This is a genomic window from Novosphingobium sp. PASSN1 (genome assembly GCF_002278815.1).
The window spans coordinates 279,419-293,621 of record NZ_NKIS01000003.1; the positions used below are offsets into that span (position 1 = coordinate 279,419).

The 14,203-nt window shown below is 65.1% G+C and carries 12 protein-coding genes; 1 reads left to right on the top strand and 11 read right to left on the bottom strand.

Going from position 1 to position 14,203, the window contains the following annotated elements; all coding sequences use genetic code 11:
* Positions 1–3: 3 nt before the first annotated feature.
* The 5 genes from CFE35_RS07070 to rpsM all read right to left on the bottom strand — a co-directional run bounded on the left by CFE35_RS07070 (position 4) and on the right by rpsM (position 5,094).
* Positions 4–2,235 (bottom strand): prolyl oligopeptidase family serine peptidase, encoded by a 2,232-nt coding sequence (locus CFE35_RS07070; protein WP_292929886.1) that lies wholly within the window; start codon positions 2,233–2,235, stop codon positions 4–6.
* 319 nt (positions 2,236–2,554) lie between these two features.
* On the bottom strand, positions 2,555–2,980 hold the full coding sequence (gene rplQ / locus CFE35_RS07075; protein ID WP_292929419.1) for a 50S ribosomal protein L17: 426 nt from the start codon (positions 2,978–2,980) through the stop codon (positions 2,555–2,557).
* A 115-nt stretch (positions 2,981–3,095) separates the two neighbouring features.
* The gene (locus tag CFE35_RS07080; protein WP_292929421.1) at positions 3,096–4,160 is read right to left on the bottom strand and encodes a DNA-directed RNA polymerase subunit alpha; all 1,065 of its coding nucleotides are present in this window, start codon (positions 4,158–4,160) and stop codon (positions 3,096–3,098) included.
* A 121-nt stretch (positions 4,161–4,281) separates the two neighbouring features.
* Positions 4,282–4,671 (bottom strand): 30S ribosomal protein S11, encoded by a 390-nt coding sequence (gene rpsK, locus CFE35_RS07085; protein WP_008065643.1) that lies wholly within the window; start codon positions 4,669–4,671, stop codon positions 4,282–4,284.
* Positions 4,672–4,725: 54 nt separating this feature from the next.
* Positions 4,726–5,094 carry a 30S ribosomal protein S13 gene (gene rpsM / locus CFE35_RS07090; protein ID WP_292929888.1) on the bottom strand — a complete coding sequence of 123 codons (369 nt, stop codon included), beginning with the start codon at positions 5,092–5,094 and terminating at the stop codon, positions 4,726–4,728.
* A 363-nt stretch (positions 5,095–5,457) separates the two neighbouring features.
* Here rpsM and CFE35_RS07095 point away from each other — a divergent pair, with 363 nt between their 5' ends.
* Complete coding sequence (locus CFE35_RS07095; protein ID WP_292929423.1) at positions 5,458–6,765, top strand: MFS transporter; 1,308 nt, start codon at positions 5,458–5,460, stop codon at positions 6,763–6,765.
* A 34-nt stretch (positions 6,766–6,799) separates the two neighbouring features.
* Here the strand turns inward: CFE35_RS07095 and gdhA are convergent, their stop codons facing one another.
* From gdhA to CFE35_RS07125, 6 genes are all read right to left on the bottom strand, one after another.
* Positions 6,800–8,155 carry an NADP-specific glutamate dehydrogenase gene (gene gdhA / locus CFE35_RS07100; protein WP_366557127.1) on the bottom strand — a complete coding sequence of 452 codons (1,356 nt, stop codon included), beginning with the start codon at positions 8,153–8,155 and terminating at the stop codon, positions 6,800–6,802.
* 165 nt (positions 8,156–8,320) lie between these two features.
* Positions 8,321–9,409 (bottom strand): SRPBCC domain-containing protein, encoded by a 1,089-nt coding sequence (locus tag CFE35_RS07105; RefSeq protein ID WP_292929425.1) that lies wholly within the window; start codon positions 9,407–9,409, stop codon positions 8,321–8,323.
* Between the two features lie 50 nt (positions 9,410–9,459).
* Complete coding sequence (locus CFE35_RS07110) at positions 9,460–10,104, bottom strand: adenylate kinase (protein ID WP_292929427.1); 645 nt, start codon at positions 10,102–10,104, stop codon at positions 9,460–9,462.
* Between the two features lie 68 nt (positions 10,105–10,172).
* The gene (gene secY, locus CFE35_RS07115) at positions 10,173–11,540 is read right to left on the bottom strand and encodes a preprotein translocase subunit SecY (protein WP_292929429.1); all 1,368 of its coding nucleotides are present in this window, start codon (positions 11,538–11,540) and stop codon (positions 10,173–10,175) included.
* 180 nt (positions 11,541–11,720) lie between these two features.
* The gene (rplO, locus tag CFE35_RS07120; RefSeq protein ID WP_292929431.1) at positions 11,721–12,251 is read right to left on the bottom strand and encodes a 50S ribosomal protein L15; all 531 of its coding nucleotides are present in this window, start codon (positions 12,249–12,251) and stop codon (positions 11,721–11,723) included.
* A gap of 121 nt (positions 12,252–12,372) precedes the next feature.
* A complete protein-coding gene (locus tag CFE35_RS07125) occupies positions 12,373–14,022 on the bottom strand; it encodes an FAD-dependent oxidoreductase (protein WP_292929433.1) in 1,650 nt (549 codons plus the stop codon).
* Positions 14,023–14,203 lie beyond the last annotated feature (181 nt).

Consider the following 14,203-nt stretch of genomic DNA (forward strand, 5'->3'; position numbering starts at 1 on the left):
GGTCTATTCAAGCGAGAGGCCGGTCCACTTGGCGAGGAAGGCCAGCACGTCGGCCCCGCTGGCGATTACCTTGTCGACCGGCTTGCCCGAACCGTGCCCGGCCTGCGCCTCCACGCGCAGCAGATGCGGGCGCGGCCCCAGATCGGCAGCTTGCAGGGCCGCGACATACTTGAAGCTGTGCGCGGGCACGACGCGGTCGTCGGTATCGGCGGTGGTGACGAGAATCGCGGGATACTGCGCGCGCGGACGGATGTTGTGATAGGGCGAATAGGCGCGCAGCACGCGCCAATCCGCCTCCCGCGCGGGGCTGCCATAATCATCGACCCAGAAGCGGCCCGAGGTGAACCGGTCGAAGCGCAGCATGTCCATCACGCCAACGTCGGGATTGGCGGCGGCGAACAGATCAGGGCGCTGGTTGATGACCGTGGCGACGAGCATGCCGCCATTGGAGCCGCCCTGAATGGCAAGCCCGCCCTTGGCCGCGATACCTTCGTTGACGAGGTATTCGCCCGCCGCGATGAAATCGTCGAAGCTGTTCTGCTTGTTGGCCAGACGCCCCGCATCATACCACGCGCGGCCAAATTCGCCGCCGCCGCGGATATTGGCGAGCGCGAACACGCCGCCCGCCTCAAGCCAGGCCATGCGCACCGCCGAATAGCCCGGGGTGAGCGCGACATCGAAGCCGCCATAGCCATAGAGCAGCGTGGGCGCAGGCGTGGCCGAGGCGGCGAGGCTGCGCTTGCGCACGAGGTACATCGGCACGCGGGTGCCATCTCTCGAGGGAAAGCTGCGCTGCTCCACGACATAGTCATCCGGGCGGAACGGCAGTTGCGGCACCGCAAACGGCGTGGCCGCGCCGGTGCGCATGTCGAGCCGGAAGATCGAGGGCGGCTGGTTGAAGCTGGAGAACTGGTAGAACGTTTCCGGATCGCCGGGACGTCCGCCGAAGCCGCTGGCGGCGCCAATGGCATCGACCGTGATCGCGCGCTTCGCCCGGCCCTTGAGATCGGTGACGACTGCATAGCTCGCGCCACGCTGGAGATAGGACAGGATCAGCCGGTTGCCGACAATGCGCCCGCCATCGAGCGTATCGGGCTTTTCGCCGACCACATCCGTCACGGTGAATCGGCCGCTGCGCGCAAGATCGACGCGCACCAGACGGTAGTGCGGCGCGCCCGCATTGGTGATGAACCACAAGCGATCGCCGTCGCCTTCAACGAACTTCCAGTCGTCCGTCATCTCGGGCGCGATGGGCAGCGGGGTCCAATCCTGCGGCCCGCTGCCGAGCTTGCTGCGCGCGAGCGGGATGATGCGGACGGTGCGGCGCGGGAGCGTGCTGGCCGAGGAGATGATGACGGCCCAGCGCCCATCGGACGAGACCGAGACGCGGTGGTTCCAATCGCGGTGATCGGGGGTGGCGAAGACCTTGATATCAGCGCTATGCGGCGTGCCGACACGGTGGAACCAGATCGTCTTGTCGAACACGGGCGCGCTATAGGCCTCACCCGCAGGCGGCTCGGGATAGCGGGCATAGAGGAACCCGGCATCGCCGATCCAGCCGATGGCGGTATCGTTGGCCCAGTCTAGCCGGTCTGCCAGCATCCGCCCGGTGGCGACATCGACGAGGCGGATCGTGCGCCAATCGCTGCCATCGCGCTGCTGGGTGAGCGCAAGAAGGTGGCCGCCGGGCGAAGGCACCCAGGCATCGAGCGTGCGCAGGCCCTCGCCTGCTTCCTGCGTCCACGCATTGGGATCGAGGAGCGCGCGGCCTTCGCCGTTCAGGCCATCGCGGACATAGAGTACGGCCTGGTTCTGGAGGCCGCTGTTGCGCGTGTAGAAGTAGCGCCCCCCGGCTTTGCGCGGCAGGCTGAAGCGTTCGAACGCGAACAGGCTGCGGATCTTCTCGCGCAGCGCATCGCGCCCGGGAAGCTGCGCAAGATAGGCCGAGCTTGCGGCATTCTGCTGCGCCACCCATCCGGCGACTTCGGGGCTGACGCGCACATCCGCCTCGAGCCAGCGGTAGGGATCGGCAAGATCCTCGCCGAAATGGCGTTCGATCAGGGCTTCGCGGCGCGTGGGCGGATAATGCGGCGCAGACAGCGCCGTGATGCCCCAGCGGTCTGCTGCGCGATCCGGGCTAGGTTGAGTGGCGGAAGGCTGGACAGAGGGCGTGGCGACATAGCCAACGGGGCCGTGAACCGGCGCTGTCAGCGCCTCGGCCTCCTCGCGGGCCATGACCGCTGGCACCTGCAGCAATGCTGCAGCCACCACAGCCGCCCTTCCGATCCTTCCCGCGTTATTCATGCTTTTATGGGAAGAGGTTAGCACTGCCCGGGAGAGTGGGCGAGAGCGAAATTGCGCGGGGTGGCGGGTAGGGAATTGGCAGGGTTTCGGGGCGGTTTCGCTGGCTCGGCCCGCGTTGTGCGGTGCGGCCCCAACCAAGTTCAGCACCGTAATATCAGGCCAGAATAGCGGACAAATGAAAAGGGCGGCGCCTCGCGGCACCGCCCCAGTCAATCCCTTCAGGCACAAGGCCTTTCGGGTTCCGGCAGCCTCAGGCTGCTTCGTATTCGTCTTCGTCCGCGGTCATCACCGGGCCCGAGTCCAGACCCTTGGCGCTGGTGTCACGGTCGACCAGTTCGATCACGGCCATCGGAGCAGCGTCCGAACCGCGAAAACCGGCCTTGATGATGCGGGTGTAGCCACCGGCGCGGCCGGCATAGCGTTCGGCCAGCGTGGTGAAGAGCTTCACGAGCTGCGCATCGTCGAGCAGGCGCGCATGCGCGAGGCGGCGGTTCGAAAGGCCGCCATGCTTGCCCAGCGTGATCAGCTTTTCGATGTAAGGGCGCAGCTCACGGGCCTTGGGCAGCGTGGTGGTGATCTGCTCGTGCTTGATCAGCGCAGCGGCCATGTTGCGCATCAGCGCGCGGCGGTGCGAGGATGTACGACCCAGCTTGCGCTGGCCCAGCTTGTGACGCATCGGTCTTCTCCGTTCGTTAGGGGCCCGTATCAGGTAGCCCGTACCAGGCGGTTTTCATGGGTGCCGCCCAAAAACCCGTCGGGGCGCTCCCTTGTGGAAGCGCCCCGTATTCGGTTCAGCCCAGCAGCTCTTGTTCGAGCTTCTTGGCCATCTCTTCGATGTTTTCCGGCGGCCAGCCGGGGATGTCCATGCCGAGGCGCAGCCCCATCGAGGAGAGCACTTCCTTGATTTCGTTGAGCGACTTGCGGCCGAAGTTCGGCGTGCGCAGCATCTCCGCTTCGGTCTTCTGCACGAGATCGCCGATGTAGATGATGTTGTCGTTCTTGAGGCAGTTGGCCGAGCGGACCGACAGCTCCAGTTCGTCCACCTTCTTGAGCAGGTAGCGGTTGAGCTGGTTGGCGTCGCTTTCCTCGGGCGTGTGGACGGCCATGCCGCCGCCCATCGCCGGCACGTGGCCGGTGGGCAGCTGGTCGTCAAAGTGCACGAAGAGCGAGAGCTGGTCCTGCAGGATGCGCGCGGCATAAGCCACGGCATCTTCCGGGGTGACCGTGCCGTCGGTTTCGACCGTCAGGTTGAGCTTGTCGTAGTCAAGCTCCTGACCGATGCGGGCGTTGTCGATCTTGTAGGAGACCTGACGGACCGGCGAGTACAGCGAATCGATCGGGATCAGCCCAATCGGCGCATCAATCGGACGGTTGGACACGGCGGGGACATAGCCCTTGCCGGTGTCGCAGGTCAGTTCCATGTTGAAGGTCGCACCTTCATCAAGATTGCAGATCACGAGGTCCTTGTTCATGACCTCGATATCGCCAGTGACAGCGATATCGCCTGCCTTCACTTCGCCCGGGCCGGTGGCCGAGAGCTGGAGGCGCTTGGGACCTTCGCCCTGCATGCGCAGCGCGATCTGCTTCACGTTGAGCACGATATCGGTCACGTCTTCACGCACGCCGGAGAGCGAGGAGAATTCGTGCAGCACGTTCTCGATCTTGATCGAGGTGACGGCCGCGCCCTGCAGCGAGGACAGCAGCACGCGGCGCAGCGCGTTGCCGAGGGTGAGACCGAAGCCACGTTCCAGCGGCTCGGCGACGAACGTCGCACGGCGCTTGGCATCGTTGCCGGACTTGATCTCGAGGGAGTTGGGCTTCTTCAGTTCCTGCCAATTCTTGATGTTGACGGACATGGAATTCCCCTAGGGTTATCGGAGGATGTCGGCGATCAGCCTTGGGGCTGTCGCCGATCAGAATATTGGGCGGGCGTGAACCGCGGGACGCGCCCCGCGAAACCGCCCGCCAAAGGCAGGATCAGACGCGGCGGCGCTTCGAAGGGCGAACACCGTTGTGCGGGATCGGCGTCACGTCGCGGATCGCGGTAATCGTGAAACCAACCGCCTGCAGCGCACGGAGCGCGCTTTCGCGGCCCGAACCAGGGCCCTTCACTTCAACTTCGAGCGTGCGGACGCCGTGTTCGGCGGCCTTCTTGCCCGCGTCGTCAGCCGCGACCTGCGCAGCATAAGGCGTCGACTTGCGGCTGCCCTTGAAGCCCATCATGCCGGCGGACGACCACGAGATGGCGTTGCCCTGCGCGTCGGTGATGGTGATCATGGTGTTGTTGAAGCTGGCATTGACGTGCGCGACACCACTGGTGATGTTCTTGCGCTCGCGCCGCTTGATGCGTTGAGGTTCGCGGGCCATTGTCTTGGATTCCTGTCGAAAAAAGTGCCTGGAAGTCGGGGCTGAAAAGCCGCCTTACTTCTTCTTGCCGGCGATCGCCTTAGCCTTGCCCTTGCGGGTACGGGCGTTGGTGTGCGTGCGCTGACCGCGGACCGGAAGGCCCTTGCGGTGACGCAGGCCGCGGTAGCAGGCCAGGTCCATCAGGCGCTTGATGTTCATCGCGGTTTCGCGGCGAAGATCGCCTTCCACGGTGTGATCGGCGTCGATCGTCTCACGGATCTGGAGCACTTCGGCGTCCGACAGATCCTGCACGCGGCGGGTATGATCGATCCCGAGCTTGTCGGCGATCTGCTTCGCCTTGTGCGCACCGATTCCGTGAATGTAGGTCAGCGCAATGATAACGCGCTTGTTGGTGGGGATATTGACCCCGGCAATACGAGCCACTTGTTTCTCCATGCTCCACAGGGCCAAGGCGGCAGCGCCGTTTGCAGCGCCGGACCAAACCCCATCTCATCGCGATTCACCGGTACGGATCAGGCAACGCCAGAAGGAAACCCACGGGTTTCGCGCCGACGCAGTAAGCCTTGACGTATCGAGTGAATGGCGCGCTTAGGACGATTCGAGCACAGCGTCAACCGCTAAGACGCGCGAATACGTGGCCTTCGCGCCCCCGAGGCGCGGCCGCGTGCCGTGATGGATGGTCCATACCGTATCGGCGCGGCGAGGTCAAAGGCAGGCGTCATTTCGGGGTGATCCAGACAAGTGCACCGCTTGTCGTTTTGCCCCGCCCTGCTAGCGTGAACCCAAGTGAGACACGGGACTGATGCGCAGATCATGGCTGAGGTGAACGAACGCGCACTGATCCGCAAGATTGCCTGGCGCACATTGCCGCTGATCCTGCTGAGCTTTTTCGTGGCGCTGGTCGACCGCGCGAACATCAGCTTTGCCGCCGCGACGATGAACGCCGACCTTGGTTTCAGCGAGACGGTCTACGGCATCGGCGCATCGGTATTTTTCCTCGGCTATGCACTGCTGGAAGTGCCGTCCAACCTGCTCTTGGCAAAGTTCGGGGCGCGGGTCTGGCTGGCGCGGATCATGCTGACATGGGGCGTGATCTCGATCCTCACCGCCTTCGTCCACATGCCGTGGCATTTCTATGCGATGCGCTTTGCGCTCGGCGTGGCCGAAGCCGGGTTCTATCCCGGCGTGATCCTCTACCTTTCGAGCTGGTTTCCCGGCGAGCACCGCGCTTGGGCGATCAGCCGGTTCTATGTCGCGCTGCCGCTTTCCTATGTGGTGATGGGCAGCATCGCCGCGCCGCTGCTGGCGATGCACGGCTGGCTGGGGCTGCATGGCTGGCAATGGCTGCTGATTGTGGAGGGCCTGCCATCGGTGCTGCTGGCGCTGGTGCTGATCGCCGCCCTGCCCGATCGGCCCGAGACGGCACCGTGGCTGGACAAGCGCGAGCGCGGCTGGCTGGCCGACGTGCTGGCGCGCGAGGCGGCAGCCGCTGGCCCGCCATCGCACAGCGTGCTGCATGCGCTGACCAACCGCTTCGTGCTGATGCTGGGCTGCGCCAATGCGCTCAATTACATCGCCATCAATGCCGTGGTGTTTTCCGCGCCCAAGCTGCTGGCGCAGGGCACCGGGCTGGACGTAGCCGGCGTTGGCCGCGTGGTTTCGGCGGGCGGCGTGGCGATTGCGCTGGGGGTGCTGGTGGTGAGCATGCTGGCGGGGCGCACCACGGCGCGCACGCTGGTGACCTACGCGGGATTGATGGGGCTGGCCGCGGCGGGGCTGGCGCTGCTGTGGCTCGGCGGCACAGGAGCCAGCACCATCGCTGGCTATGTCCTGTACATTGCCGCCGCGCAGACGGCGGGAATGCTGCCGCTGGCGGTGGTAAGCCGGTTGATCCCTGCGGGCGACCGGCCAGCCGGGCTCGCCATGGCCAACACGATCTCGCAAGGGGGCGGCTTCCTCGGTCCGATCACATGGGGCGTGCTGGCGGACGCGACGGGAAGCTATCAGCTGGGCGTGGCGCTGCTGATCCCGGTTTCGCTGACAGCGGCAGCGGTGGCGCTCGCCGTGCGGGCGCGGAGTTTGCGGGCCGGTTGAGGGGAGCGCGGCCGCACTCCCCTTCTCCGATGGTTCAGACGACGCCGAACGCCAGCATCGCGTCAGCCACTTTCTTGAAGCCCGCGATATTCGCGCCCTTCACATAGTCGATATAGCCGCCGCCCTGATCGCCATAGGCGAGGCAGGACTGGTGGATGCCGAGCATGATGTCCTTGAGCATCTGCTGGAGTTCCTCCTCCTTCCACGAACGGCGTTCGGAGTTCTGGCTCATTTCGAGGCCCGAAACCGCGACGCCGCCAGCGTTGCTGGCCTTGCCCGGCGCGTAGAGGATCTTCGCGGCCTTGAAGATGTGCACGCCGTCAAGATCAGTCGGCATGTTCGCCCCTTCGGCAACGGCCTTGCAGCCATTGGCCACGAGCATCTTCGCGTCCACGCCGAGCAGTTCGTTCTGCGTGGCGCAGGGCAGCGCGACATCGCAGGGGACGCCCCACGGGGTCTTGCCTGCTACGAAAGTGGCCTTGGGGAAAGCCGCCACGTATTCCTCGATGCGGCCGCGGCGGTGGGTCTTGTGGGTTTTGACCCAGTCGATCTTTTCCTGATCGATGCCGTCCGGATCATGGATGTAACCGCCGGAATCGGAGAGCGTCAGCACTTTGCCGCCAAGCTGGACGATCTTTTCCGCCGCGTGGGTGGCAACGTTGCCCGAGCCGGAAATCACCGCCGTCTTGCCGGTGAGGTCTTCGCCCTTTGTCGCCAGCATGTTGGCGAGGAAATAGACCGCGCCGTAGCCGGTCGCCTCGGTGCGGATCAGCGAGCCGCCCCATTCGAGGCCCTTGCCCGTCAGCACGCCGGTGAAGTTGTTGGTGATGCGCTTGTACTGGCCGAACATGAAGCCGATCTCGCGCCCGCCCACGCCGATGTCGCCCGCAGGCACGTCGACGTCTGCGCCGATGTGGCGGTAGAGTTCGGTCATGAACGACTGGCAGAAGCGCATGATCTCGCGCACGCTCTTGCCCTTGGGGTTGAAGTTGGAGCCGCCCTTGCCGCCGCCCATCGGCAGGCCGGTCAGCGCGTTCTTGAAGGTCTGTTCGAAGGCGAGGAACTTGAGCACGCTTTCGGTGACGCTGGGGTGGAAGCGGATGCCGCCCTTGTAGGGGCCGATCGCGTTGTTGTTCTGCACGCGCCAGCCGCGCTGGACGCGGATGTTGCCAGCATCATCTTCCCAGCACACGCGGAACGAGACGACGCGGTCCGGCTCGGCAATGCGGCGCAGGATCTGCTGCGAGTGATATTGCTCCTTGTCTGCCATGAACTCGAAGATGTCTTCGGCAACTTCCTGCACCGCCTGAACAAATTCAGGCTGATACGGATTGCGCTTTTTGACACCTTCCATGAAGGTCGGCAGGTCGACGTGATCGGAAACGGCCACAGCATTCTCCCCCTTGGCGAAGCCGCTTATCGGCTTCGGGTTTGCGTGCGACCCGCAACAGATTGGCTCGCTCGCCCGGTCGTGCCCGGCGAGTCGCGCTTGTCCTGCTGCATGTTTTAACTCGTTTTGGCCCGTTCGTCAGTGCGCCAGCGCATAGCGGCGCAATCAGGGGGCGGTTGGCCCGCTGAGCAGCGCATCGAACGCTGCATTGGCATCGCGGTGAGCATCGGCTTCGGGATCGGGGGCCTTGGCGGCGGGCTTGCTGCCGGGCTTGGCGGAAGGCTTCGTTGGCGCTTTCGCAGCGGGCTTGGCTGGCGTTGGCTTGGCTGGCGGCAAGTAGCCCGGTTTGGGCGCAGGCTTGGGCGCGGAAGGCGCGGCGGCCTTGGCAGGGGCGGACGCGGGAGCCGGGGCAGTATCCGGCTTGGGCGCGAGCTTGGGCTCTGGCTTCGCCTCGGGTTTGGGGGCGAGCTTGGGCGCGGACACAGGCGCAGGCCGGGCCGCCGGTTTCCCGCCAGCCGGAGGCAGGCTGTAGCTTTCGGCTCCTGGCAGCGACACGACAGGCTTGGCTGCGGGCTCGACAGCGGGCAGTTCGCCATCGGGCGCAGGCGGGCCGACGACGGCAGAAGAAGGCGCAGGGGCTGCTGATGGTGCTGCCGGTTCCGCCACCGGGCCAAGCTTGCTGGCGAGGCTGGTGAGTTGCGCTGTCAGCATGCGGTCCACCGCAGGCGCAATATCCTCGCTCTTGTAGCGCATGAAGCCGCCGACGACATATTCGAACAGGATGCGCGAACCCTTTTCAGTGGGCTTGACCGTGATCGTCATCGTGGCGGCCAGCGCCTCGCTTTGCAGCGGGCCGAGCGAACCGACGAGGCGCATGGCGCGCGGCGGTTCGAGATAGACCACGCGCATGTGCTGCACGCCGCCATTCCAGCGTTCGCCCTTTTGCAGCGGCGGCATGGTTTCCGGGCGCGGCAGTGCCTCGCAAAAGCAGCCGCCGACTGTGGGATCGAGCGTGAGATTGGCGGAATCGCCGGAGAACGTGTGCTGGCTCTGCCACCACTGCGCGGGGGTGAGCAGGCGCTTCCACGCCTCTGCCGGAGGGGCCGTGACTTCGCTGGCGACGCGGACGACGAAGCCGTTTTCCTCCCGCGCGACGACTTCGGCGCGGGCGGCGGGAACCGCGAGGGCCAGTGCTGCCGCGACAACGCCACTGGCCTGGAAGCCAGCGCCCCATCCACGCCTGATATCCCGCATGATTTCCTGCCCTCGTCCTGGCCCCCGGTTAGGTGCTCTGACGTAAGCCTTTATACCAGAATAGCCTCGATGGCACCTGTCACGGCATCCATATCCGCCATTCCGTCAACCCGGCTGACAATTCCGCGCGCATCGTAGATCGGCAGGATCGGTGCGGTCTTGGCGCGGTATTCGGCCATGCGGGTGCGGACGGTTTCCTCGTTGTCGTCCGGACGGCGCTTGAATTCATGGCCCCCGCACTTGTCGCAGGTGCCTTCGACCGCAGGCTTCTCGAACGTGTCGTGATAGCCCTTGCCGCAGGAGGCGCAGGTGTAGCGGCCAGTGATGCGCTCGACGAGCGCGTCTTCGTCCACGCCGAGTTCGATCACGTGATCGAGCGCGCGGCCGCGCGAGGCGAGAATGGCATCCAGCGATTCCGCCTGCGGAGCGGTGCGCGGATAGCCATCGAAGATCGCGCCCATGCCGGCGGGCATGGCGTCAAGCTCATCGCCGATCAGCGCCGAGACGATCTCATCGGACACGAGTTCGCCCGCTTCCATGACGGCCTTGGCCTTGAGACCGACCGGCGTGCCCGCCTTCACCGCAGCGCGCAGCATGTCGCCGGTGGAGAGCTGCTTCATGCCATGCCGCTCGACAAGCCGCTGCGCCTGGGTACCCTTGCCCGCTCCGGGCGGTCCCAACAGGATGATGTTCACGCCTGCAATCCCCTCATTTGCCGTTTGCTGATTTCCTGCTGGCCACCCGACCCCCGGGCGGCCCGCGATCAGCGCATCCGGCCTTTCAGCTTCGCTTTCTTGATCAAGTCGCCATACTGGTGCGCCAGCAAGTGCGACTGGATCTGAGTGATGGTATCCACCGTCACGTTGACCACGATGAGCAGGCTGGTGCCACCGAAGAACAGCGAGCCCATGCCGGTTTCGGCCATGATCGCCTCGGGCACCACGCAGACCACGGTGATGTAGATCGCGCCCAGCACGGTGATGCGCGTCAGCACGTAATCGAGATACTTCTCGGTGTTCTTGCCCGGGCGAATGCCGGGAATGAACCCGCCGTTCTTCTTGAGGTTGTCAGCCGTCTCTTCCGGATTGAACACAATCGCGGTGTAGAAGAAGCTGAAGAACATGATCCCGAGCGCGTAGAGCACCATGTACACCGGCTTTCCGTGGCCGAGGTACTGATTCAGCCCGACGATGAACTGGCCCCACGTGCTGTCAGGCGAGACCGAGCGGCCCGCGAACTGCGTGATCGTGAGCGGCAGCAGCAGCAGCGAGCTTGCGAAGATCGGCGGGATCACACCTGCGGTGTTGAGCTTGAGCGGCAGGTGGCTGCGATCTGCGGCCATCATCCCGCGCTGGGTGACGCGCTTGGGATACTGGATCAGCAGGCGGCGCGAGGCACGCTCAAAGAAGCAGATGAAGATCACGACCGCGACCAGCATCGCCATAACGCCCGCGATGAGGAAGGGGCTCAAGGCGCCGCTGCGGCCCTGTTCGAACAGGTTGCCGAAGAACGTGGGCATCTGCGCCACGATACCGGCCATGATGATCAGCGAAACGCCATTGCCGATGCCGCGGCTGGTGATCTGTTCACCCAGCCAGAGCAGGAACATGGTGCCGCCGATCAGGCTGATGACCGCGCCGATGCGGAAGATGTAGCCGGGATCGACCACGGCCTGCAGGCCGCTCGATGCGCTGAATGCCTCAAGCCCGACGGCGAGGAACCAGCCCTGGATTGCGGTAAGGAACACCGCGCCATAGCGCGTGTACTGGTTGAGCTTTTTGCGGCCGCTTTCGCCTTCCTTCTTGAGCGAGGCGAGCGCGGGATGCAGCGAAGCCGCCAGCTGCACCACGATCGAGGCGGTGATATAAGGCATCACGCCAAGCGCGATCAGGCTCATGCGCTGGAGCGAACCGCCCGAGAAGGCGTTGAACACGTCAAGAATGCCGCCCTGGGTCTTCTTGTAGAGCTCTTCCAGGATCATCGGGTTGACGCCGGGCAGCGGCACAAAGCTCATGAACCGGAACACGATCAGCGCGCCCACGGTGAACCAGATGCGCGACTTGAGTTCGGTCGCCTTCGAGAAGTTGGCCAGATTGAGCGTGCTGGCGATATTGTCGGCGCGGGATGCCATTGTGGGGTTTCAAGCCTTGCTGCTGGGCACGCTGCGAAAGGATCGCAGCACCTATGTGGCTAGCCCATATAGGGAGGGTTCGGCAATGTCGAACCCCCGTTCAGCGATTTATCGGCGCAGGGGGCCACCAAAACGCAAACGGGGACCAGGTTGCCCCGGTCCCCGCATGCGGCAAATGCCTTACTTGGCGGACTTGGCCGCCTTGTTGACTTCGCGGCGCGCCGTCTTCTTCTCGTGCTCGCTGGGCTGCGCTTCGGGCAGCGCGACCGAGCCGCCGAGCGCCTCGACCGCAGCGCGCGCACCGGCGCTGACGCCTGCGACGAGGAAGCTGACCTTGGCGGTCAGTTCACCCTTGGCGAGGAGGCGCACGCCATCCTTGCCGCCGCGTGCAAGGCCAGCAGCCTTGAGCGCCGCGTGATCGATCACGCCGTCGGTTGCCAGCTTGCCGGCATCGATCGCCTTCTGGACCATGCCGAGGTTCACTTCAGCGAAGTCCTTGGCGAAGATGTTGTTGAAGCCGCGCTTCGGGATGCGCATGTGGAGCGGCATCTGGCCGCCTTCGAACCCGTTGACCGCGACGCCCGAGCGTGCCTTGGCGCCCTTCTGGCCGCGACCGGCAGTCTTGCCCTTGCCCGAGCCGATACCGCGGCCCACGCGCATGCGGCCCTTGCGGGCACCATAATTGTCGGAGAGTTCGTTGAGTTTGGTCATGTGAAGCACTCGCTTTCGCTTTGAGTCGCGCTGATAGGAGGTGCGCCCTTAGGCGAAGCGGGGGGCAATGTCACCCCCCTGCCCTCAGCCCTGCCCTCAGCCCTGCCCTGCCGAGCGCGCCTCACGCGTTGGGCAAGTGCATACCCAGGTGCTTGCCCGCGAGGTAACCGAACGTCAGCCCCGGCCCCAAGGTGCCGCCCGCGCCGCCATAAGCCTCGCCCAGCACCGCCGCCATGACATTGCCCGCCGCATAGAGCCCCGGGATCGGATTGCCGTCCCAATCGACCACTTGCGCGTCAGCATTGGTCTTCGGGCCGCCGCACGTGCCGAGCACGCCCGATTCCATCTGCACCGCATAAAACGGCCCCTGATCGATCAGGCCAAGCGTGCGGTAGGGCGGATCGAAAGAGGGATCGCCCCACATGTAGAAGTTGTCGTACGTGTTGTCGCCGCGCTGGAAATCATCGTCGTGCCCGGCGCGGACCATCGTGTTGAAGCGTTCGACCGTGGCGACGAGCCCTGCGGGATCAATCCCCGCCGCCGCAGCAAGGCCTTCGAGCGTATCGGCCTGCAACATGTAGGACGGCGTGGGCGAACCGGGCTGCGCATGGAACACCGGATACTTGTCGCGATACCGCTGGTCGATGATCAGCCAGTAAGGCACGTTGGGATAGCTGTGGGTGCCCGCATCGAAGGCGACGATGGCTTTGCCCACCGCGTTGTAGTTCACCGCCTCGTTGACGAAACGCTTGCCCGCCCGGTTGACGAGAATCGCGCCGGGGCGCGCGCGTTCGTCCGATCCCAGCATGTAGTTGGGTCGCGCACCGCGCTGCGGCTTCATTTCGAGCGCGCTCTGCATCCAGAAGGCATTCTGCATGTTGCCGAGCTGCGCGCCCGCCGCGATGGCCATGAGCAGGCCGTCGCCTTCATTCTCGGGCACGCTGACCGGCCCGGTCATCGGGCCGCGCAGGAAGGCTTTGACCAGCGCGGGGTTCCATTCGAACCCGCCGGTGGCGATCACCACACCGCGCCGCGCGCGCACGCGCACTTCGCGGCCATCCGCGCCCTCCGCCACGACGCCGGTCACGCGGTCGCCGTCCTTGACGAGCCCCCGCGCGCGGGTTTCGAAGGCGACGGGAATGCCGCGCTCGACCACGCCGAGGAACAGCGCGCCGATCAGCGCCTGGCCGAGCGCGCGGTAATCGCCGCGTTCGCGCTCGGCGAGAGCGGCTTCATCCAGCGTCCCCTGCACCGCTTCTTCGAGGCTGGCGCGGATCGGATAGGACATCTTGCTGGGATTGACCCGCGCGGCCCACTTGCCGAGCCGCTCGAACGAGAACGCCGCGTTATCAAGGCTGCGCCCGCCATCGGGCTTCGCGCCGGGGGCATAAGGCTGATAATCGGGAAAATCAGTGAAGGCGTGGAGCCGGACCGGGGTCTTCTCCTCAAGGTAGCGAACCATTTCAGGGCCGCCCTGCATGAAGGCCCACAGCGTTTCCGGATCAAGCTGCCCGGGCGCGAGGGCATCGATATAGGCGACGACATCCTCTTCGGATTCGCTGATCCCGGCGGCGAGCTGGTGATGGTTTCCGGGAATCCACAGCATCCCGCCCGACATCGCGGTGGTGCCACCGACCATGCCGCTGCGCTCGATGATCAGCACATCGCGCGCACCGTGATCGTGCGCCGAAAGCGCAGCGGCCAGCGCCGCACCGCCCGAGCCAAGCACGACGACATCCGCTTCCCGGTCCCACTTTTCCGTCTGGTGCACTGCTTGTCTCTCCCGTGATTTGACCAATGAGTACGCCGGGACGGACTGCGATACATCCCCGCACTTGTCCTAGTCCGGACCGGATCGGCGGCAGAGCCGCTTTCCAAGATCGGACGGGACCGATAGGCTGCGCGCTCAAGCGGACAGGCGAGGATTGCGCATGAACATCGATGGTCGGATT